This is a genomic window from Streptomyces sp. NPDC026522, assembly GCF_055567555.1.
Genome location: NZ_JBVHQF010000008.1, coordinates 19,209 through 41,191, shown reverse-complemented (window position 1 = coordinate 41,191; position 21,983 = coordinate 19,209). Strand labels below are relative to the sequence as shown.

15 protein-coding genes and 1 pseudogene are annotated in these 21,983 nt (G+C 71.3%); 3 read left to right on the top strand and 13 right to left on the bottom strand.

Going from position 1 to position 21,983, the window contains the following annotated elements; genetic code table 11:
• Positions 1-33 precede the first annotated feature (33 nt).
• Positions 34-630, top strand: a complete 597-nt coding sequence (locus ACZ4M3_RS21270; RefSeq protein WP_467734838.1) for an NADPH-dependent F420 reductase — start codon at positions 34-36, stop codon at positions 628-630.
• A 122-nt stretch (positions 631-752) separates the two neighbouring features.
• On the opposite strand, the gene ACZ4M3_RS21265 is transcribed toward ACZ4M3_RS21270, so the two are convergent.
• The 8 genes from ACZ4M3_RS21265 to ACZ4M3_RS21230 form a co-directional block, all read right to left on the bottom strand.
• Positions 753-1,415: a deoxynucleoside kinase gene (locus tag ACZ4M3_RS21265; protein WP_467734837.1), complete on the bottom strand. Its 663-nt coding sequence runs from the start codon at positions 1,413-1,415 to the stop codon at positions 753-755.
• A 1,047-nt stretch (positions 1,416-2,462) separates the two neighbouring features.
• The gene (locus ACZ4M3_RS21260) at positions 2,463-3,257 is read right to left on the bottom strand and encodes a VOC family protein (RefSeq protein WP_467735463.1); all 795 of its coding nucleotides are present in this window, start codon (positions 3,255-3,257) and stop codon (positions 2,463-2,465) included.
• A gap of 285 nt (positions 3,258-3,542) precedes the next feature.
• Positions 3,543-5,018, bottom strand: coding sequence for a rifampin monooxygenase (gene rox / locus ACZ4M3_RS21255; protein ID WP_467734835.1), 1,476 nt, complete (start codon positions 5,016-5,018; stop codon positions 3,543-3,545).
• 814 nt (positions 5,019-5,832) lie between these two features.
• On the bottom strand, positions 5,833-7,569 hold the full coding sequence (locus ACZ4M3_RS21250) for an immunity 49 family protein (RefSeq protein ID WP_467735461.1): 1,737 nt from the start codon (positions 7,567-7,569) through the stop codon (positions 5,833-5,835).
• A 210-nt stretch (positions 7,570-7,779) separates the two neighbouring features.
• Positions 7,780-8,859 (bottom strand): C40 family peptidase, encoded by a 1,080-nt coding sequence (locus ACZ4M3_RS21245; protein ID WP_467734833.1) that lies wholly within the window; start codon positions 8,857-8,859, stop codon positions 7,780-7,782.
• Positions 8,860-8,943: 84 nt separating this feature from the next.
• Positions 8,944-9,426 carry a poly-gamma-glutamate biosynthesis protein PgsC/CapC gene (locus ACZ4M3_RS21240; RefSeq protein ID WP_136213015.1) on the bottom strand — a complete coding sequence of 161 codons (483 nt, stop codon included), beginning with the start codon at positions 9,424-9,426 and terminating at the stop codon, positions 8,944-8,946.
• On the bottom strand, positions 9,423-10,907 hold the full coding sequence (pgsB, locus tag ACZ4M3_RS21235) for a poly-gamma-glutamate synthase PgsB (protein WP_467734831.1): 1,485 nt from the start codon (positions 10,905-10,907) through the stop codon (positions 9,423-9,425). The genes ACZ4M3_RS21240 and pgsB overlap by 4 nt, the downstream gene beginning before the upstream one ends.
• A 6-nt stretch (positions 10,908-10,913) precedes the next feature.
• Complete coding sequence (locus ACZ4M3_RS21230; protein ID WP_467734829.1) at positions 10,914-13,133, bottom strand: HAMP domain-containing protein; 2,220 nt, start codon at positions 13,131-13,133, stop codon at positions 10,914-10,916.
• 233 nt (positions 13,134-13,366) lie between these two features.
• On the opposite strand from ACZ4M3_RS21230, the gene ACZ4M3_RS21225 reads away from it, so the two are divergent.
• The gene (locus ACZ4M3_RS21225; RefSeq protein ID WP_467734827.1) at positions 13,367-14,248 is read left to right on the top strand and encodes a hypothetical protein; all 882 of its coding nucleotides are present in this window, start codon (positions 13,367-13,369) and stop codon (positions 14,246-14,248) included.
• Positions 14,249-14,566: 318 nt separating this feature from the next.
• Positions 14,567-14,762: pseudogene (locus ACZ4M3_RS21220) on the top strand (transcriptional regulator); the annotation flags it as partial.
• A gap of 235 nt (positions 14,763-14,997) precedes the next feature.
• Here the strand turns inward: ACZ4M3_RS21220 and ACZ4M3_RS21215 are convergent.
• The 5 genes from ACZ4M3_RS21215 to ACZ4M3_RS21195 all read right to left on the bottom strand — a co-directional run bounded on the left by ACZ4M3_RS21215 (position 14,998) and on the right by ACZ4M3_RS21195 (position 21,916).
• On the bottom strand, positions 14,998-17,526 hold the full coding sequence (locus tag ACZ4M3_RS21215; protein WP_467734825.1) for an ABC transporter permease: 2,529 nt from the start codon (positions 17,524-17,526) through the stop codon (positions 14,998-15,000).
• Between the two features lie 112 nt (positions 17,527-17,638).
• A complete protein-coding gene (locus tag ACZ4M3_RS21210; RefSeq protein WP_467734823.1) occupies positions 17,639-18,421 on the bottom strand; it encodes an ABC transporter ATP-binding protein in 783 nt (260 codons plus the stop codon).
• A 127-nt stretch (positions 18,422-18,548) separates the two neighbouring features.
• Complete coding sequence (locus tag ACZ4M3_RS21205; RefSeq protein ID WP_467734821.1) at positions 18,549-19,844, bottom strand: sensor histidine kinase; 1,296 nt, start codon at positions 19,842-19,844, stop codon at positions 18,549-18,551.
• Positions 19,845-19,849: 5 nt separating this feature from the next.
• A complete protein-coding gene (gene cseB, locus ACZ4M3_RS21200; protein WP_467735459.1) occupies positions 19,850-20,521 on the bottom strand; it encodes a two-component system response regulator CseB in 672 nt (223 codons plus the stop codon).
• A gap of 447 nt (positions 20,522-20,968) precedes the next feature.
• Positions 20,969-21,916: an AraC family transcriptional regulator gene (locus ACZ4M3_RS21195; protein WP_467734819.1), complete on the bottom strand. Its 948-nt coding sequence runs from the start codon at positions 21,914-21,916 to the stop codon at positions 20,969-20,971.
• Between the last annotated feature and the right edge of the window lie 67 nt (positions 21,917-21,983).

The following is a 21,983-nucleotide window of genomic DNA, read 5'->3' as shown; positions in this document are numbered from 1 at the left end:
CACCACCCGCACCCACGGAAGGACCGGATCATCATGACCACGATCGCAGTTCTCGGAAACGGCCGCGTCGGCGGCAACCTGGCCACAGCCCTCACCCGGGCAGGGCACGAGGTGACCGTCACGGACCGCACGCCGGGCGCCGCCGCCGACGCTGCCCGCACGGCCCGGATCGTCATCAACGCCACCCCGGGAGCCGGCTCGCTGGACCGGCTCGTCGCCCTCCGCGAGGAACTGCGCGACAAGATCCTCGTCGACGTCTCCAACGCCACCGTCGACGGCCCGGACGGACTGCCCGCCCACCTTCTCTACCCCGGCTCGAGCCTCGCCGAGCAACTCCAGGAAGCGCTCCCGGGGACGCGCGTCGTCAAGACGCTCAACACCATGCTCTTCCCGGTGATGACCGCGCCCGCCACGCTCACCCGGGCGCCCGACGCCTTCCTCTCCGGCGACGACCCGCAGGCGAAGCAGGCTGTCCGTGACCTGCTCATCGACCTCGGCTGGCGCGAGGAGTGGATCACCGATCTCGGCGGAATCCAGACCGCCCGCGCCACGGAGGCCGCGATCCTGTTCGTACCGCACGTGATTCGGGCCAGCGGATTTGCGCCTTTCGCGATCTCGATCGCCCGCTGACCCGCCCGCGCCCCCCACAGATCCTCGTCGTACGCGGCCGAAGGGATTTCCGCCGGGTCTCGGGGCGGGGCGGGGCGAGCGCGGGGCGGCGCGGGGCTCGCATCGGGCCGGGTGGGACGGTCTCAGCCGTGGTGTCGCGCCGCCGCCAGGGCGTCCTTGACCTCTTGCGCCACGCGGGCGGCGTCGTCGGGGTTGTGCACGACGTCCGTGTGGTTCATGTCGATGACGAGGACTTCGCTGGCCGAGTAGTGCTTGTGGACCCAGTCGTCATAGCCCGACCACAGGGTGCGGTAGTACTCGACGAGGCCCTCGTCCTGCTCGAAGCCGCGGCCCCGCAGCCCGATGCGGTGCAGCACCGTCTCGAAGTCCGCCTTGAGGTAGACCATGAGATCGGGTGCCTTGCGGTAGGGCAGGCCGTCGATCTCGCGCATCATCTCGTCGAGCAGCCCCTCGTACACCCGCATTTCCAGGGAGCTGATCCGGCCCAGGTCGTGATTGACCTTGGCGAAGTACCAGTCCTCGTAGATGGACCGGTCGAGGACGTTGTCGCCCCGCTTGTACGCCTCCTTGATCGAGGCGAACCGCGTCTGCAAGAAGTAGAGCTGGAGGAGGAAGGGGTAGCGCTTGGCCTGGATCTCCTCGGGGCTCGCCGTGTAGAAGAGCGGAAGGATCGGGTTGTCGTCCACGCTTTCGTAGAAGACCTCGCTGCCCAGCTCCTTGGCCAGCAACTCGGCGACACTCGTCTTGCCGATTCCGATCATGCCTCCGACGCAGATCACCGGCATACCTCACTTCTCCCTGGGGGTCTTCTTCTTCGCGGGCGGGTGGCCCGGGCGCCCCCACCACTGACCGCGTCCGGGCGGTCACTCGATTCCCCAGGATGCTGATGATCGGCACCATCCGGTGCCCGTCCCGGCCGGGACCGACGCAGGTCGCTGTCTCCGACCGGCCGGACTGACCGTTCCGCAGGTGTCGCGTACGGCGACGAGTCACCGCACAGCGGCCGCCTTGAAGCATAGATGACGCCTCGCTCCAGGTCGGCCGGGCGTCCCTCGGGCGCCCGCCACACCTGCCCGCGGGCTGTCCCAGGACGCTCTCGCCCGTCGCGAGACAGGGCCTCGGTGGACGCGTCCTGGGAGACCGCCGGTACGCGGCCTCCGGTCGCGCTCAGCCGGCCGGCCTGGAGATCCGGCGACCGTCGTGCCCACGCAGAGGGTTTCGGCGGAAAGCCCGTCGGTGGGGGCGACCGCCTGAAGGGAGTCTGGTCTGGCCGGGGGATGCCCACTCCGGCTGCGGGTGGCCTGCTCGGCGACCGCATCGAGGTCGGCGGAGTGCCGGGCGCCGAGCACGGCTGCGCCGTTGGCCCAGGAGCCTTGGCCTTCGAGGCGAGGAGGTGAGCACCGGCATCGCCGACAATTGTTGGACGGGCCGCCTGCCCGCGCCCCGTCATGTGCTCTACGGCGGCGAGTACTTCGGTGAGTACGTGTTTCGCCATTCGACGACCACGGCCGAGGTCCTGAACCTGGTGGACACCCGATGGTGTTCGAGACCGGTGGCACCACCGTGGAAAGGTGAGCGAGTACCTGGGGTCGCTCCTGCACGGATGGTCGTCCAGTCGCGCAGCCCGAGCAGAAGAGGCACCTGAACCGCGCCCAGTACCGGCCGAACGTCGGCGTCTCTCCCTGGGCCGGTCTCCTCTGGCGAGGAGTTCCGCACGGTGCGCGCACGAGATGGGCCGGGAGCCGATCCAACAGCCCGACCAGCCGTTGACCGGTGGCCCCCGGCGCCGCACCCGAAGTAGGTGCGGCGCCGGAAGGTCCGGCCGTTCGAGGTCAGGAATTCTCGGGGGCCGACGCGGTGATCACCGAGAAGGATCCGCCCTGCGGGTCGGCGAGGACGGCCATCCGACCGGCCGCCATGTCGAAGGCCGGGGCCAGGACGCTGCCGCCGGCGCGGACGGCCGCGGCCTGGACCTCGTCGACGTCGTCCGCGTGGAAGTACGGCTGCCAGTGCGGGGGGACGCCGGGCGGGAGCTTGGACAGGTCCATGATCCCGCCGACCGCCCGGTCGTCGACCTTGAACTCGACGTACCCCTCGGCGCCGGGCATCTCGGAGCGGGCCGTGGTGACGGGCAGCACGGAGGAGTAGAAGGCGGCGGCGGCCGGGACGTCGGCGGTGGCCAACTCGTTCCAAATCAGCGCGCCGTGCTCGTTGACGATGCCCGCGCCGTCGAAGGTGCCGGCCTGCCAGAGGCCGACCACGGCGCCCGTCGGGTCGGTGATGACGGCCATGCGGCCGAGGTCCATGACGTCCATCGGGCCCATCATGACCGTGCCGCCGGCGTCGGTGACGGACTTGAGGGTGCCGTCGATGTTGTCGGTGGACAGGTAGGTGGTCCACATCGTCGGCGGCAGCGGGTCGGGGATGCTGCCATCGGGGTTCATCGCCTTCATGATCCCGGCGACGGGCTTGCCCTTGAGCGTGCAGACGGCGTACCCGCCCTGCTCGGCGGGTCCGACCTCTCCCTGCCAGCCGAAGAGGTCACTGTAGAAGTCGATGGCGGCCTGCTGGTCGGGGACCACCAGGTCGATCCAGCAGGGGGTACCGGGCTTGTAGGGGCCGGTCATGTCGGGCACAGATGCCTCCGTGATGCTGCTCGGGGTGAAGAAGCGGCCGGTTCCTCCCCGGGTTACGGGCGCTGGAAACGGCCCGTACAGGTGAACGCGTACCCCGCACCGCGGCCGACCAGGCGCAAACCTCCTGCCAGGCCAGGAGCCTGCCGCCAGCCGCAGGAAGCCCGGTCGGTGGGAGCAGGCCGGCCCGGGGGTACCCGCCCGGGCGTTCGCCCTCGTGCGGGCCCCCTCCCGGCCGAGGCGTGGGCCGGGAGGCCTGGCGGGCCCGCAGTGGTGCGGTCAGGCCGTGGCGGTGCCGAACCACACGGGCAGGTGGGCGAGGAGGTCCTGCTGGTCCTCGCCGACCCAGGCGACGTGGCCGTCCGGTCGCAGCAGTACCGCGGGCGCGTCGAGTTCCTCGCTGACGTCGACGACGTGGTCGACGCGGTCCGCCCAGCCCGCCACCGAAAGGCGGCCGGTCTGGTCGAGGAGCAGACCGCGGCCCTCGTGCGTCAGGTCGTACAGGCGGCCCCGCTTCAGCTGGACGTCCCGCAGCCGGCGGCCGAGGAGGTCATGGCCCGTGCCGAAGTCGTAGCGGATCGCGATCGCGGTGATCTTCTCGATGAGGTACCGGTTCACCTCCTCGAACTCCACCAGTTCCGCCATCAGCCGGCGCACCGCCTGCGCACCCGGCTCGGACGACATCAGCTGGATCTGCGCACGGGTGTTGTCCAGTACGTCGGCCGCCACCGGGTGCCGTTCGGCGTGGTAGCTGTCGAGCAAGCCGTCCGGTGCCCAGCCGGAGACCTCCGCGGCCAGCTTCCAGCCCAGGTTGAACGCGTCCTGAATACCGAGGTTGAGGCCTTGGCCGCCGGTCGGCGGGTGGATGTGCGCCGCGTCGCCGGCCAACAGCACCCGGCCGACCCGATACCGCTCGGCCTGCCGGGTCGCGTCGCCGAAGCGGGAGAGCCAGCGCGGCGAGTGCGCGCCGAAGTCGGTGCCGCCGTAAGCCCGCAGCTGCTGCTTGAACTCCTCCAGGGTCGGTGCGGCGGCACGGTCCTCCGCCACCCCCTCGGCGGGTACGACGACCCGGTACTCCCCGTCCTCCAGGGGCATGGCACCGAACCGCAGCTGCGTCTTGCGCACTTCGGCCGTCACGGCGGCCAGCGTCTCCGGCTCCACGTCGAGCTTCATCACGCCCAGCAGCGTCTCGACCCGGGAGGGCTCGCCGGGGAAGGCGACACCGAGCAGCTTGCGCACCGTGCTGCGGCCGCCGTCGCAGCCGACGACGTAGCGCGAGCGCAGCCACGTACCGTCGGCCAGCTCGACGCTCACCCCGCGGTCGTCCTGGTCCAGCCCGGTCACCTCGCAGCCGCGCCGGATCTCGGCGCCGGCCTCGACGGCGTGCTCGGTCAGCAGCCGCTCGGTGGTGGTCTGCGGGATGTGCAGGACGTACGAATGCGCCGTGTCCATCCGCTCCGGCCAGGACTTGGCGAGCCCGGCGAAGAAGCCGCCGACCATGTACTGCTTGCCGAGCGGGAGGAACCGGTCCAGCAGACCGCGCTGTGCCATGACCTCGATGCTGCGGGCGTGCAGCCCCTGGGCGCGGGACTGCTGGGTCGGCTCCGTCTCCCGCTCCAGTACGAGCACCCGCACGCCGTGCAGGCGCAGCTCCCAGGCCAGCATCAGGCCGGTCGGTCCTCCACCGGCCACGATCACGTCTGCGTCCACGTCTGCGTCCAGGTCTGAGTTCGCGGCCATGTCTGTCTTCGTCATGAGAAACCCCCATTGAGCGTGTTGCCAACGCCCGGCTGCTGTGCGCCCGCCCGGCCGCTCGTAGGCCGTCGAATGCGCACGTACTTCGTGAATCCCCGATTTCCCGCACTTTTCCGGGTCGATCGGAGATTCTGCAGCATGACCGGGGCCTTGCCGCAAGGCCCCCTGTGCGCTATATCTTGATAGTGGCAAGGAGTGGGAAACGACCTCCTTGCCTTTCTCATGTGTGCTGCCGTGTGTGGCGGTGGGCCACAGGTCCGCCGAGCGCGTACGCCGGCCCGTCGCACTTCCCGCAGTAGAAAACTGGCCCGGATCGGCCCGGTGGCCCCCCTGGGGGGGCGGGGGCGATGCCCACCGGCTCCCGGCGGCGGCCGGGAGTTCGGGGCGTCCCTGCGCCGGCTGACCACCCCGGGGCACGGAACCGTTGGCGTGGCCGCCGCCCGCGCGATCCGGGCCACCGATGGGTTGGTGGCCGTCCGCGCTGCGCGGAGCTTGCCCGCATCGAAGCCGTGGGGGGCTCGCGTACACGCGTCACCTGCCCAGGGCGATCCGTTCACGGCGGACGGACACAGGTTCGTGCAACCCCTCGTCCGCAAGCTTGATCAGGGGAGCGAACAAACCTTGTAGGACGCCCGAGTCTTGAGGTTGGTGCCCACTCGGAGCCGAAGGCAGGGCCACGACCGGCGTCGACGGTGCCGCCTCGTTGCCCAGGTCGACGCCGATCTCGCCGTGGACCTGGGCAGGCGCCAGCACCGGCCGTGCATTGACTCCTTGGTGCAGGAGCCGCCCGGTGCGTTCAGTTGTGGACGGGCCTTCAGAAGGGTTCAGCAGCCCGCAGGAGACCCTGCGGCAGGTACGGCGACTCCACGCGGACAGCCCAGCCGCGGCGCCGGGCGTGGCAGGCCAGGGCGAGGATGTCGAGGTCGACGGAAACATCTGGACCATCGGCGCGGTCGGCGACCTGGTAGTAGTCGCGATGGGCTTCCAGCGCGTCGGCCAAGGCCAGGTTGAAGCTCTCCTCGTCGCCCTCCACGAGCTGCGACAGCAGCACGGCCGGCGGCATCGCGAATCCCCAGTCCTTTGCCTTCTCGGCCTCCTGCAGCGCCCGCTGCGTTGCCGCTTCGGGGTCGGTGCCCTTCAGGTAGGCGTGCAGGGCTGCGCGGTAGGCGGCGAAGGCGGAGCCATCCGGGCGGGCGAAGGTGGGGCCGGTGAGGACCAGCGGGGCGAGGTCCTCACGTTCGCCGGTGATGAGGGCGAACGCAGTGGCGGTCTGCCAGTTCCCGGCACCGGCTTCTTCGCCCCGCTCGGCCGGGTAGCGCAGTGTGCGCCCGCCGATGGTCACCTCGACCTCGGTGCCCGGCTCCGCCAGCGCGATGCGGAACAGGGCCGCCCCCGCCCGGGAGGCCAGCCGAAGGGTTGCGAGCTGGGCGTCCGTGACGTCGCCGGGGTTCCCCGCCCGCCACTTGAACAGGCGCTCCTGATCGCCCATGACGCTGCCGAGACGCCAGACAGCGAGGGGCTTTCCGTCGGCGGGAGTGAACGCCTCCCGCAGGTGTTCCTCGTACATGGCCTCGATCCGCTCGATACCAGCGCGCTCACAGGCCGGCCGTTCCACCACCAGCGGGCCCGCGGCAAGTGCGGCGAGAGCGTCCGGCCGCCGGTTTCGGCCGAACCCCCCGACCCGCGGGCCCGGCGTCTCGAAGCCGGTGATCAGGGCGTACGGGAGGTAGTCGGTGCGGACGGCCGGCGACCAGCCCGATGTCCGGTGCGCGAGGGCGGCGAGAGCAAGAGGGACCAGGGGGAGGAGAGTGCTCGGGGAGGCGGCGCGGCCGTGCAGGGCGGCGTGCCTGGTCAGGAGGTCGGCGAGCGCGGCATCGAAGGCATCGCGGTCCTCGGCGACCAGGGCGCGCAGCGCATGGAGCGCCGCGCTGCCCGGCCGGTCCAGCAAGGGCTCGCCGGTCTCTGCGGCGCGGGCTCGGATGCGGTCCAAGGCCGCGTCAATGGCCGTGAGCTTGGCCCGCGTGCTCGGCGGGTACTCCTCGTCGTCGCCGGTGTCGTCCAGGACCACGGCCATCAAGCCGGTGGCGAGCTCCCCGGCCGGCGTACCCTGCGCCTGCGCGGCGAACTTGTCGCGGGCGAAGTGGAAGGCCTCGCCGTGCCACTTGGCCTTGTCCGTGAGGACCGTCAGGCAGAGCGCGTCGGTCCACTCCCCGGGCGTGACGCTCTCCTCGGGGGAGTCGTCGCCCGGGTCGTAACTCATACCGAAGTTCACGTAGTCCAGGAACACCTGGAAGCTGCAGTGCGGGTGGTACGCGGCGTAGGCGACGGCGCCGGCCGCGGCTTCACAGGCGTCCTTGAGGGCGGCCTTGGCCTCCGGGGTGCCGAGGCCGGGTGTCTCGACGGAGAGGGCGCCCAGATAGGCGTGGAACTCGTCGGCGATCGACTGCCATTCGTAGGTGGTGATCCGGCCGGCCCTCGACATGGAACGCACCTGGCCCCCGATGCGGTTCGTGAAGTCCTCGCGCGCTGCCGACACGGCCGCCGTCCCCACCTGGTGACGCTCTATTCGCACTGCCCTGCTCCTTGATCGATCTCTGCTACAGCCTAGATGCGAGATCTGACAGGCCAGCGCCTGCGGTGGCCGGCGCCCTGGCCGGGCCGCGCCCCTGGCAGCAACCCGCCCGTGGCCGCAGGCCGACTATCAGGGTCACCTTCGCCCGAGCACGCCCCGAGATCAATTACGGACATCGCCCGGCGGCTGTCAAAGGCGTTTGGCGCTGCGCAGGGTGGCGGCGTAGTAGCCGTTGCCGTCGATGCGGGAGGCGCCGCCCTTGTCGCCGATGGTGGGACCGTTGGCCTCTTCTCGGCTCGATATGAAGATCTTGTGGCCGTCCGTGTCGTTGCCGAGGTACATGCCGGTGTGGTCCAGGCGCTCGCCGGTCCGCGCGTCCAGCTTGAAGAACACCAGGTCGCCGGGCTGCAGGACGTCGATGGAGGTCGGCCGGTCCTTCGCCGTGACCCCCTTGAGCGGCAGGATGTCCACTCCGGCCTTCGAGCGCGCCATGCCGTTGGCGGTACGGGGCAGCCCGCTGCCGCCCGTGTCGGTGGCTGCCAGCGGGAAACGGCTGCGGTAGCCGAAGACGGTTCGGATGAAGCCGGAGCAGTCGACGGCCCGAAACTTGGCCTTCTCGGGCTGCTCCTTCGTGCCGTCGCGGAAGGTGTACGGGATGCCGAGGTAGTCGTAGAAGTCCGACTGCTCCAGACGCAGGTCGTTGCCCTCGGAACCTTTGGGGTTGATCGGGCCGAAGGCCGCGTCGCCCGCGTACGGGACGCCGGCCGCGTCCTTCTTGACGGGTGCCTGGTCGCCGTACTGGAAGGCGATCGCGAAGATGTCGTCCTCCTCGCTGCCGTAGTACTTCTTGAACCAGTCCTGGAACCACTGCTCGCGCTCCGCGCCGACGCGCCAGGGCTCCGGCAGCAGGCGGACCCAGGTGTCGGTGACGACACGGGTCTGCGTGGTGGCCGGCTCGGTGAAGGTACGGCTCTTGCCGGTGAGGGTCGCGGTCCGGGCCCCGTCGGTGAACGTCGCGAGGACGGCACCGTCCCCGCTGCGGAGCACCGAGCGCTGCGGGTTCTTCAGCCGCTCCCACTTCTGGGTGCCGTCCTGACCGCCCTTGGCGCCGCCCTTCGCCGCCTGGTCGGTTACCCGCATGACGGCAGGGGCCTGGGCCTGCTCCTCCCTGCGCAGCTCGTAGGTGAAGTATGCGCTGGCGGCCAGCAGGCTCGTCACCACGCAGGCGTGCAGGACGGGACGGGCGCGACGGGCGGGTTTGGCGGTCATCGTGGCTCCGGGCGGTACGGCAGGCGGTGCGGGTGGTCGGGCGCGGCGTCGGTCAGGCGGGGCGTCGGTCAGGCGGGGCGTCGGTCAGGCGTGCGGCAGAAAGCCCAGCAAGATGCCCGACGTCAGGACGACGTACGTCATGAGGGTCGCGGACCCGGTGGCGAGGAGCGTGGCGCCCTTGGGCTGGCGGACCAGCTGGTAGGCGATCAGTCCGGGGACGATGAAGCCGAGGGTCTGGTTGGCGTACAGCAGGGGGAACTTCATCTGCAGCACGATGACTACCGTGGCCTGCAGGAGCACGCCGATGAGGACGACGGCCGCGAACAGCCGCTTGCCGTAGAGGATCACGAACTTCTGCGTGACGAGCGTCAGCACGTACGTCAGGACGGTGATGCCGACGACGAGGGCGGCCCGCTGCAGGTCCTCGATGAGGGTGAGGGCGAGCCAGCCCGGGGTGATCATGCCGCCGGGCGAGAGATTCGTGGTCAGGTAGCACAGCAGGGAGAAGAGCAGGCCCAGTGCGATACCGATCGCGGCGATCTCGGGTGTGAGGACTGCGGGGATCAACGGGGCTCTCCTGGATAGTGCTGCGGGTCGTGCCACTGCGGGTCGTACGACTGCGGTTCGGCTGACTGCTGGTACGGATACGGGTACGGGGCCTGCGCGTACGGCGGCTGCTGGTACGGGGCTTGCGCGTACTGTGCCGGGTCGGCGTACGGCTGATCCGCCACGTACTGCCTGGGCACGGGCGGCTGCGCGTACCGCGCCTCCTGTGCGGCGGTGAGGTCCGCGTACGGGTCGAGGTGCGGGACGTACTGCGGCTGCTGCGGCCGGTCCTTGCCGGGCGGCTCGGGCGCGGGCTCGTCCTCGAACCCGGGGAGCTCCGCGAGGTGCTCCAGCAGGATCTCCCCCTGACCGTGGATGTTGCCGATGGCGACCAGCGAGGACTCCGCGCCCAGGTGGCCGAGCAGCTCGTGCATGAACTCCTCGCCGTCGCGCTGATCGCCGCCGAGGTCGACGGCGCGCGAGCGCCACTCCGCGGGGATCGCGTCGATGGCGCTCTTGGCGGGGTGCCCGATCACGAAGACCTTCTCGGGCATCAGGTCGGGCACGATCTGGCCCATCTGGCCGTTGCGCTCGACCCGGTCCGGCCGGCAGTTGATCACCACGTGCAGTGGACGGTCGACGGCCCCGAGGTCGAGGAGCTGGTTGATGTTCATCAGCGTGGACTCGGGGTCGTTCGCGGCGAAGACGTTGGCGAAGCGCACCCGCTTGCCGCCGGGCGCGACGTACCGTTCCACGGAGAGCACGCCCGGGTCGGGTGGGGCGTCGTACATCCCCTGGAGGGCGGTCTCGCGGTCGACGCCGAGCAGCTCGGCGACGGTGAGCGCGATGGCGACGTTCTCCTTGAAGGTGAACCAGCTGAATCCGCGCAGCTCCTCGTCGCTGACCGTGTCGGGGTCGGCGTAGATGAGCCTGCAGTCGCGCGCGTCCGCCTCCTGCTGGAGGACGTGGAAGCGTTCCTTCTCAGCGGTGACGCAGATCCCGCCGTGCGGCATCGACCGCGACAGGGAGCGTCCGATGTCGTCGAGGGTCGGGCCCATCTCGGCGACGTGGTCCTCGCGGACGTTGCACAGCACGCCGATGGTCGACTGGATGAGCTTGGACTGGTTGATCTCCTGGAGGGCCGGCATGACCGCCATGCACTCCATGACCAGGGCGTCCGGTTGGTAGGCGGCGGCGCGTCGGACGATCCCGATCTGTTCGACGACGTTGGCGATGCCGAACTTGCGGTAGACGGGTTCCTCGGTGGCGTCGGGGTGGATGAAGCGGGCCGCGGTGCCGGTGGTCTTGGCGACCGTGCGCAGTCCGCCGCCGCGCAGTGCTCCGGCGCAGAGCCGGGTGATGGAGCTCTTGCCGCGGATGCCGTTGACGAGGACGCGGTGGGGTATCCGGTCGAGGTTGGCGTAGTGGCGTCGTTGCTCGACGATGCCCGCGACCAGCATGCCCAGGCAGCAGATGAGCAGCACGCAGTAGAGGAAGAGCACGGCGGATCAGTTCCTTCCGGCCGGGGTGGCGCGGCCGGGCGTCCGGCCGGTGCCGCCGCCGGCATCCCGCTTGCGCTGCTCCTGCAGCTGCTGACGGATGACTTCGAGGCTGCGGGTTACGGCGCCGACCTCGTCGTGGTGGGTCGGGTAGAGGACGGTGCGACGGTCGCCGTCGGCGAGGGCCTCGGCCCGCTCGGCGAGGGCGCGCAGCGGTCGTACCACGATGATGTGCAGCCAGCCCAGGCAGGCCGCCGCGCCGGTGAGTCCGAGCAGTCCGGCCAGGACGGTGCGGTTCTGCGTGGTGTACGCGGCGATCTCCAGGCCCTTGGCGGGCTGCCGGGTGACGACCGTCCAGCCCAACGGCTGGGCCACTCCGCCACCGGTCATGGGCGCTGCGGCGGCGATGTAGGTACCGCCGTGACGCAGCACGCTGCTGCGGGTGCCGGGACCCTTGCCGCTCTTCTGGTTGGCGCTCGTCACCAGAGCGTCGAGCTCGGCGTCCGGCAGCTTGGTGAAGGCGCGGTAACCGCTGTTGGAGCCGATGACGCGGTGCTTGGCATCGACCACGCGGACCTCGCCCATCCCCGGCCGCCTCAGCAACGCGTTGATGAAATCCATGCGCAGCTCACCGACCACGACCGCGCCACCGAGTGCGGGCGCCTCGGCGTACTCGGTGATCACGGGCTCGTGGCCGCTGTCGATCACGGTCACCGGTTCACGGGAGGCCGCCTTGGTGCCACTGTGGTGGGGCGTGCCGCCGGCCCGCGCCATGACGCTGCCGTCGGACTTCAGGACGTAGAGCGATTCGTAACGCGTGTGCTCGCTGCGGGTGCGTTCCAGTACGGCCGTCAATTCGGCGGGGGTCGCCTTGGCGGTGAGGATCGAGGCGACGGAAGCGAGGTCGGCGTGGCCTTCGTTGAGGGCCCGACGCGCCCGGTCGGCGAGGGTGTCGGTGCGCTCGCGCTGGTCGTCGACGACCGTCTGGGGCACCTTCACGGAGGTGCCCGCGCGGTTGAGCGTCAGCAGGAGCGGTGCGGACCACACCAGCAGGAGGACTGCGCACACCGCGAGCAGGGCACGCGTTCCGATCCGGCCGCGGCGGCCCGGGCGCGGGCTGTCGGTGGGCGTGCCGGACTCCCCGAGCGACTGGCGGCGCAGTCGGTCGAGTGCGGCGCCGATGCGGGCCGCTTCACCGTACTTCGGGAGGGTGACCGGGCGGTGCAGGTCACCGCGGCCGATCCGACGGCTCTCCAGGAACAGCTGGAGCAGCGGGCGCTGCACGGTGACGACGAGCAGGGCGACGGCGAGCGCCCCGAGGACGAGCAGGGCGCCGGCCGCGGCGAGCCAGAAGAAGGAGTCGCCGACGGCGGAGCCCTGTTCGGTGACGCTGACGAACGAGACGACGGTGAGCCCGAGGGCGGTCGCGTCGGTGCCCTCACCGGGTGCCGGACCGGCGAGTTTCGCGTAGCCGGCCACGGAACGGTGACCGGACGCGGCGTCCCCGAGCAGGCTGCCGCTGACGCCGGGGAAGCCGCCGGAGCCCGGCTCCTTGGACTGCAGGGGGTGCTGCTTCGCCTTCTGCGCTGTGGTCTTCGCGAACGCGTCGAGCTGCTTGCGCTCGCGCCCCGAGTTGCCGACGCCGCTGCTGTCGAGGACATGGCCGGCGGCGTCGAGGACGGCGATCGCGCGTCCTTGGCCCAGGCTGATACCCGGCACCTTCAGACTGCTGGAGGCGACCAGGAGCTGCTGCGGGTGCCCCTGCCAGGAGAGCAGGGCGAGGGTGAGGAGGCGCGTCTCGCCGTTTTCGAGCCGCACCATGCGAGGGGCGAGGCCGTTGGGGGCGTTGAGGGTGGTGAGGTCGAGGGCGGTCAGCGGGAGGTTCTCGCCGCGCTGAGCTTCGAGCCGTCCCGACTTGATCTCGATCACCGCCGTGCCGCGCCATTTCTGGTACACGTTGCCGAGCTTGTCGAGCACCGAGTCCGGTGAGACCGGCTCACCTGCGGTGAACAGGGAAGCGGTCCGGCCTATGTCGGTGACGCTCTCGTCGAGCGAGGCGCGCAGGGCGATGGCGCCGTCCTCCGCGAAGTGCTGCTGGGAGGTGAGGACGGCGGGCGGTACGGTTCCCTTGCCCACGTGGCCGAGCTGGAACGCGGTGAGGGCGGCGAGGGCCAGCAGCAGGGCGGACAGGGCTGCGATGGGTGGGCGGATGCCGCCCATCAGGGACATGTCCGCTCTACGGCGCGCACGGCGCCGCCGCCTCGGTCGCGACGCGGCCAACGCAGGCTCCTCTTCGTTTCGTCCTGGAGCCGGTGTGGCCGAGGGGATGGCGCAAGGGTATTCGGAAGGCGCCGCTCCGCTATTTTCATATGACTATGAGCGCACCATCGACCCAGCGAATAACAATTGCGACACTATGTGGCGCGCTTGCTCTGCTTTGCGCCGTTTTGGTGCTTTTTGCCGTGCGGTCGGACGGAACGCCTCCCGCACGGCAGGCCGCCCCCGCGCCCCAGGCAACCGCCGACAACGACCTCGTGGGCCGGATCGCCCGCTTCGCCGCCGGCTTCGGCGAGCACGGGGGCTACCGCGTCCCCACGAGCGGAGAACGACAGGCGCTCACCCGGGGCGTCGCCCTCCTGCTCGACGGCGACCAGGACGCGGCGCGGACCCAGCTCGCCACCGTCGGCTACGCCGTGCACACCGTGACGGACGGCGTGAGCGGGCGCCGGTACGCCGAAGTCGCGGACGCGGTGAGCGAATCGGGCCGCGACAACCGGGGCTGGGGACGCGTGTACGTGGACCTCGACCATCGCCCGCGCTGGTCGGTACAGGTCCCCCACCCCATCGCCGACGCCCGCACCGAGCTCTTGGGCGCACGGGTGCTCCGCGGAGCACCGGGCGGGGTGCTGGTGATCGCCGGGGCCCACCGCAACGCGGGCCGGGACGGCGCGGCCGACATGGCCCACCGTACGGACTCCGTCTTCCACGGCGTGGTGGGCGAGCTGATGCGGCGTGACCTCCCGGGGATCCAGCTGCACGGCTTCGCCAACGAGTCGTTCCCCGGCCGCGACGCGGTGGTGTCCACGGGCGCCGGCGACAAGGCCACGGCGGACGCCGAGGAGTTGGCAGCGGCGCTGCGCCGCGATGGCCGCCGGGTCTGCACGGCCTACTCCGAACGGTGCCGGCTCTCGGGAACGGAGAACGAGCAGGGCCAGGTCGCGGCGGGCGACGATGTCCGTTTCCTGCACCTCGAACTGAACCGCACGGTCCGCGGGGACGACGCGGGACTCGACCGCACCGCGGCATCCATCACGACACTGACCGACCGCTGGTCCCGGAGCTGACCCGGAACCTCGTTCCTATGCGAGCGCGCACGCCCTGTCCTGTGGAAACCAGAAGTGACGTCCCCTCAGGGTGTTCGCCGGACGCTCCTGCAGCCGGTTGTGGACCATGACGGTGTACGCACGGTTCACCACGTGGCTCGACTACGCCCTGGAGCGGGTGGGGCTCGCGCCGACCGGGCAACGAACGGGACAGCGCGGATCGGCCGGCACCAGAGTGACGTACTCGGTAACCCGGCCTTCGCGCGCGCAGCGAGTCACCGACAAGGGGTGTCCCGGCAGTACACCCCTCCCAGGGCGCTCCGGACCTACGGTCGGAGAGTGGACAACCGGGAAGAGGTCCGCGAGTTCCGCACCTGGCAGCGCGCGAAGATCAGAACGGGCGGGACTGCCCGCCGCCCCCCGCCGACGCGTGCCCGGCCGGAGCAGGAGCGAGCTCGCGGTGCTCGCCGACGTCAGCGTCGCGTACTACGCCAAGCTGGAGCGCGGCAGCCCCGCCGGCGTCTCCCCGGCCGTCGCCGTCCTGCGCACCGAGGCCGGCCGCAACCTCCCACGGACCCTCACCATCTACACCGCCGAACCCGGATCACCCTCCGAAGAGGGACTTCGCCTGCTCGCCTCATGGGCGGCCACGCCCCAGACCCAGACCCCCGCACCGAAGTGAGGGGTGCGGTTGCGGGCGGGTTCTCGGATCGGACCAGTCTTCGGCCGGGATGCGGGAACCGGGTGTCCCGACAGTGTCCCCCCGGGGTTCACTGGGCTGCTGTCGCGGCGGAGATGTCGACGCGGGCGGCCCTGCGGGCGGGCCAGAGCGAGGCGAGCAGCGAGCCTGCCAGGGCGATCAGGACGGTGAGGGCGAGGCGGCCCCAGGGCAGGACCAACTCGTAGCCCGCGACGTGCGCTTGGAGGGTGCGTCCCAGTGCCCAGCCGAGGCAGACGCCCATGACCGTGCCGAGGGTCGCGCCGAGCGCGCCGAGGAGCAGGGCTTCCAGGCGGATCATCCGGCTCACTCCGGCGCGGTCCAGACCGAGGGCGCGCAGCGTGCCGAGCTCCTTGCGGCGTTCGAGGACGGACATGGCGAGGGTGTTGGCGATGCCCAGTGCGGCGATCACCAGGGCCATGCTCAACAGGGCGTAGAAGACGTTGAGCTGGTCGCCGATGCCACGGCTGTCCTGGGCGCGGATGCCCGCCTGGTCGAGGACGCTCAGCGTGGGGTTGTCGCCGAGGGCGTGGGCGACGCCTGCGAGCGCGGCCCGGCTGGGCCCGCCGGCCGTGGCGACGAGGATCGCGGCGGTGCTCGGGGTGGAGTCGTAGCGGGCGACGACGGAATCGGGTGCGGTGATGCTGGGCATCAGGTCGCTCTGCTCGTCCGCCTGGTAGATGGCACCGATGGTGACGCTGCCGCGCTGGTCGTTCTGCCTCTCCAGGGGCAGGGTCTGCCCGACGTGCCAGCCCGCCTGCGCGGCCTTGAAGTCGGCCACGGCGATCCGGCCCTTGGCAAGGCTGTCGAGGGAGCCTTCGAGGACGTCGTACCGCAGTAGTTTGCCGATGGTGGCGGGGTCGACGCCGGTCAGGACGGACTCGCTGCCGCCCAGGCGGTATCCGGTGGACTGGTTGAGCGGGCTGTACGTGGCGCCGGCCAGCTGCTTCAGGGGCGTGGCGGTGGTAGGGGCCATCCGCCGGCCGCCCGCGGATTTCACCACGTAGTCGGCGCTGAGGGCGTGGGTGGTCGCGCGGTCGAGGTACTGGGCGGCCGAGGCCCCCAGGACGGACAGGCCCGAGGCGAGGGTGAGGGCGATGGCGAGCGCGGCAGCGGTGGCGCCGGTGCGGCGCGGGTCGCGCACGGTGTTACGGACGGCGAGGTCGCCGTGCACCGGGGCCACGCGGGTCAGCAGCGGCCGGAACAGGGTGACGACGGGCCGGGCCAGCAGCGGGATGAGGCCGATCGTCCCGGTCAGCGCGATGGCCGCGCCGAGACCGATGACGGTCCGGGCGTCCTTCCCCGTGGTGAGGGCTCCGTACACGACGGCGGCGGTGCCGGCGAGCAGCAGTGCGGCGCCGAGGCCGGTACGCAGGGAGCCGGGGCGTGCGGGGGCCGTGTACTCGGCGGCGCTGAGCGCGGCGACGGGCGGGATGGCCATGGCCCGGCGGATCGGGAGCCATGCGGCGACCATGGGCAGGAGGGTGCCGACCAGCATGGAGATGATCACGGTGGTCGGGGTGAGGACGAGCGGCGCGGCCGGGGTGTCGGTGAAGAGCGTCTGGAGCAGTGCGGCGACCCCGGTGCCGACGGCGAGGCCGGCCACGGAGGCGATCGCGCCGACGAGGAGGGACTCGGTGAGCAGGATGCGCCGCACCTGTTCGCGGGTGGCTCCGACGGCCCGCATCAGGGCCAGCTCCCTGGTGCGCCGGGCGACCAGCATGGTGAAGGTGTTGGAGATGAGGAAGGTGGCGACGAACAGGGCGACCGCGGCGAAACCGACCAGGATCTGGCTCGTGGTGGTGGTGCCGCTCGTGGCGAGGTTCGCCCGGATCTGGGCGAGCCGGGCGCCGGTGACCGCGCTGGTGCCCTTGGGCAGCACCGATTCGACGCGGCTGAGGAGCTGCGTCACGTCAGTGCCGCGCGTGGCCGTGAGTTCGATGTTCTGGTAGTGGCCGGGTTGGAGGAAGAGCCTCTGTGCGGTGGCGTCGGCGAACAGCGTGAGGCTGCCCCCGGCGGGGAGCTTGGTCCCGTCGGTGCGGAAGATGCCGCTGAGGGTGTAGGAGGCGGCGCCGTTGTCCGTGCCGACGCGCACGGTGTCACCGACGCGGTAGCCGCCCTCGGCGGCGGTGGCCTCGTCGAGGGCGATCGCGTCGTTGCCGGTCGGGCCGGAACCCTCGGTGAAGTGGTACGCGGGGTCCTTGCCGTCCGCCGTCGGGGCGAAGTTGCCGCCCTGGGCGTTCGTGCCGTTGCCGAGGGGCTTGCCGGCGCGGTCGGCGACGGCGGCGAAGCCGTCCACCCGGCCGGCGGCGGCGGCGACGCCGGGGAGCTCGGCCAGAGCGGTTGCGGTGGTGGCGTCGAGGTCGCCCGGTCGGCCGCCGTTCGCGGGGTCGGCATCGGCGGAGACGTTGACGGCGATGCGCTCGTAGCCGTCGGTCGCCCTGGCGGTGGTGGCCTGGCTCAGGCTGTCGCCGTAGACGAGGCTGCCGCTGATGAAGGTGACGCCGAGCATGACCGCGAATGCGGTCATCAGTAGGCGGGTCTTGTGCGCGAACACGTTGCGCAGGGCGGTACGGAACATGGGATGCGGATCCTGGGAGGCGGGCTCGACGGAGGCGAGCGGCTGACTGGGGCGGTGCCGGTGCGGTGTGGTGTCGTGCGGTGCGGTGCGGTGCCGGTGTACGAGCTGGTCGTCAGCTGGTGCGCGAGCGGGTGTCGAATTCCTTCATCCGGTCCAGGACCCGGTCCGGGGTGGGCCGTGCCATCTCGTCGACCAGGCGGCCGTCGGCGAGGAAGACCACGCGGTCCGCGTAGCCGGCGGCGACCGGATCGTGGGTGACCACGACCACGGTCTGGCCCAGTTCGCGCACCGAGTCGCGCAGGAAGCCGAGGACCTCTGCCCCGGCGCGGGAGTCGAGGTTGCCGGTGGGCTCGTCGCCGAAGATGATCGCGGGCCGCGAGACCAGGGCACGGGCGACCGCTACGCGCTGCTGCTGTCCGCCGGACAACTGCGCGGGCCGGTGGTCGAGGCGCTGGGAGAGGCCGACCATGGAGACCACGCGGTCCAGCCACTGCTGGTCGGGGCGACGACCTGCGATGGTCAGCGGCAGCGTGATGTTCTCCAGGGCGGTCAGCGTCGGCAGCAGGTTGAACGCCTGGAAGACGAAGCCGATCCGGTCGCGGCGCAGCGCGGTGAGCTGCCGGTCGCCCAGCGTGCTCAGTTCGGTGGTGCCGACGCGCACCGAGCCGGAGCTGGGCGAGTCGAGCCCGGCGGCGCAGTGCATCAGGGTCGACTTGCCGCAGCCCGACGGACCCATGATCGCGGTGAACTCGCCCTCCCGGAAGGCGATGCTGACCCGGTCCAGGGCGACGACACGGGTGTCGCCGCTGCCGTAGACCTTCGACAGGTCGGTGGTGGCGGCCGCGATGCCGGTCGGCGTACGCGGCTCGTGCGGGGTGAGCGAGTGGGCGGGCACAGGGGGACTCCTCTTCGGGTGCGGAAGGTGCACTTCGAAGGGTGTCCGGGGAACGCATCGGGGTCAGGGCGACCGCGTATCGGCAGCCGCTCCCCTTCGTATCGGTTCTGTAGCAGGGACCGGGCGGTCAGGCCGGCAGGCGCAGGGTGGCGACGGCACCGCCGTCCGGGGCGTTGTCCAGGCGCAGTTCCGCGCCGAGGAGCCGGGCTTGGCCCAGGGCGATGGTCAGGCCCAGGCCGTGGCCCGAGCCGCGCTCCGTCGCGCCCGTGTGGAAGCGGCGCGGGCCGTGGCGCAGCAGTTCCGGGGGGAAGCCGGGGCCGTGGTCGCGGACGACGACGGTACGGCCCTCGACGGTGACCTGTACCGGGGTGGCGCCGTGCCGGTGGGCGTTGATGACGAGGTTGCCGACGATCCGTTCGAGGCGTCGCGGGTCGGTCTCCACGGTCTCCACGGTCTGCGCGGCGTCTTCGCTCGGTGCGTCGGCGTCGGCGTCGGCGTCGGTGTCGGCGTCGGTGACTTCGGTGTCGAGGCCGGTGCGCGTCACGGCCTCGGACACGACCGCGCCGAGGGGGACACGGGCGCGGACCGGCTGTTCGGCTCCGGCGTCGAGCCGGGAGATCTCCAGGAGGTCCTCGACCAGGCCGCGCAGGTCGCGCACCCGGGCCCGGAGCCGTTCCTCCGTCTCACCGGGCGGCAGCAGGTCGACGGCGGCCAGCAGACCGCCGACGGGGGTACGCAGCTCGTGGGCCACGTCGGCGGTGAACTGCCGCTCGGTGCGCAGACGTCGGCTGAGGCTGTCCGCCATGAGGTCGACGGTTGCGGCGATGTCCGCCACCTCGTCACGGCCCTTGGTGTGCCCGGTGCGGGCATCCAGGTCCCCGGCGGAGATCCGGACCGCGGTCTCGGAGACCCGCTGCAGCCGACGCCCCAGCAGCCCGGCTCCGTAGACCGCCAGGGGGACGGCCGCCGCGAGGGCGATCAGCGAGGCGGCCACCATGACCGCGTCGAGCCGGCGCAGGGTGTGGAGCTCCGAGCTCATGTTGATCCGGACGGCCAGCACCCGGTTCCCCGGACCGTCGACCCGCTGGGCGCCCCAGACGCTCGGGCCCACATTCCCGTCTACGAGCCCGTCGTAGGCCGTGTGCCGATCGCTGTCGGCCGGGTGCCGCAGTGCGGCGGGCAGGCCGGCCGGATCGAGCTCGGCGCCGTCGGTGAGGGTTCCGGTGCGCCGGTAGGTGGCCATGGCCGCGTACACGCTGTTGGTGGCCTGTGCTTCGGCCCGGCCGCGGATGTCCTGCGCGGTCCACATGTGTACGAGTACGCCCACTGCCGCCGCGACCAGGCAGGCCGTCGCCGCGGCCAGCCCTGCGATCTTCCAGCGCAGGGACGCGCGGGCCGGCCGCAGCCGGTGGAACGGATGCACCGGCCTCAGCGCCTGAGCTTGTAGCCGAAGCCGCGGACGGTCTCGATCCGGTCCCGGCCCACCTTCCGGCGCAGCCGCTGCACACACAGGTCCACGACCCGGCTGTCGCCGTCCCAGCCGTACTCCCACACGTCCCGCAGCAGGGTGTGCCGGTCGAGGACGATGCCCGGGTGGGCGGCGAACTCCAGGAGCAGCTTCAGCTCGGTCGGGGTCAGCGCCACCGGGCTTCCCGAGACGGACACCTCCAGGCCGCCGGTGTCGATGGCCAGGTCCCCGAAGACCAGCACCTCTTCCTCGGCTGGTGGCAGCTCGTCGGCCCTGGCCCGTCCGGGTTCCGGTGCGGAGGGTGCGTAGGTCGCCCGCCGCAGCAGCGACCGGATGCGGGCCACGAGCACTCCGGTCTCCACCGGCTTGACCACATAGTCGTCCGCTCCGGCCTCCAGACCGGCGACGACGTCGAGCCCGTCGCCGCGAGCGGACATCATCAAGACGGGCACCAGGCTGGTCTCCCGGACTCTGCGGCACAGACCGATCCCGTCCAGACCGGGCAGCATCACGTCCAGAATCAGCAGGTCGAAGCTCTCCTCGCGGAACAGCTCAAGGCCCGCGAGACCGTCGGCCGCGGCCGCCATCTCGTAGCCGTAGCGCTCCAAGGCGACGCTGAAGGACCGGCGCATCAAGTCGTCGTCCTCCACCAGCAGCACCCGGACAGGGCGCGAAGAGGCCGGAGCCGGGGCGGACGAGGACACGGGCGGATCACTCCTGCTCAGATTGTTCGGCGTTTCAGGTGAGGCATCGGTCCCTGACGCACTGAACGCGCGACCGGCGACCTGAAAGGAACGATAAGGCAGACACCGGACCCGGCCACCGCATCACCCGGCGGACCCGCATCGCAGCGTCACCACCCCTTCCACCCGTAAACCTCCAGGCCAGACGGGGCGGACCGGCTCCGGCAGGTGCCGGTCCACGGGGTGTCGGCTCGCGGCCGCCCTTCGCCGGGGCCGGGCTCACCGACCGATTCGACGGGTAATGAAGCGCTCGCTGATACCCACCCGATACAAATCCCGGGTCCGGCCCGTGACGGCCCTGTCGGCCGGGCGGCGGACAGGCCGGGGGTAAGAGAATCAAACCGGCACCGACGGCGAAGCCGACGCCGTCCGCAGCTCCCGCCGATATGCCCCGGGCGGGGCGCCGAAGTGCCGCTTGAAGGCCTTCGCGAACGCGAATTCCGAGGTGTAGCCGGCGTTCTCGGCCACGGCGCTCAGCGAGTCGACCGTCTCGCGCAGCATCCGCGCCGCGATGGCCATCCGCCACGTCGTCAGATAGCTGAGCGGCGGCTCGCCGACGACCGTGGTGAACCGCCGGGCGAACGCGGCGCGCGACAACCCCGCCCGGCTTCCCAGCGATTCGACGGTCCACGGATGCGCCGGGTCGTCGTGGATCGCTTTCAGCGCCGGCGCGATCAACGGGTCGTTCAGTGCCGAGGCCCAGCCCTGCGTCTGCTGCCTGGGCAACTCGGCGTACCAGGACCGCAGAACATAGAGGAGCAGCAGATCGACGAGCGCCGTGACCACCGAGTCCGAACCCGGCTGAGGCTGGTGCATCTCGGCGCAGAGCTGGTCGACCGCCGAGCGCAGTGCCGGATGGCGACCGGGGCTGGCAGGGAGGTGGATGACCTCCGGGAGGTCGCCGAGCAGCGGATGCGGCCGGTCGACGTCGAGGTGGTAGGCCCCGCATACCAGCACGCTGCGAGCGCCGTCGCCCTCGACGGTGAAACGCCCGATCGGCGAGGAGGTGTCGACGCGGTCGGGTTCGAAGGCGACCAGCTCGCTGGTGACCGCGTCACAGATGGCGTGATCGGTGCCGCGTCGCAGGAACACGACGTCGCCGGGGCCCAGGGCTATCGGATCGCCGCCGACCGGCATCAGGAAGCAGTGTCCTTCGACGACGACGTGGAATCCGGCTCCCGCGATGGGCTGGAAGCGCACACCCCACGGCGCCTGCGCGTCGGTACGGACAACGGACGGACGCCCGGTACGCAGGGCAGCGAGCGTGTCGCTGAGTATGTCCATGCACGCACCATAGCGTGCTGAGATCGAGACGATCAGACAATGGATCGAGACTTCAGGCCATTCATCG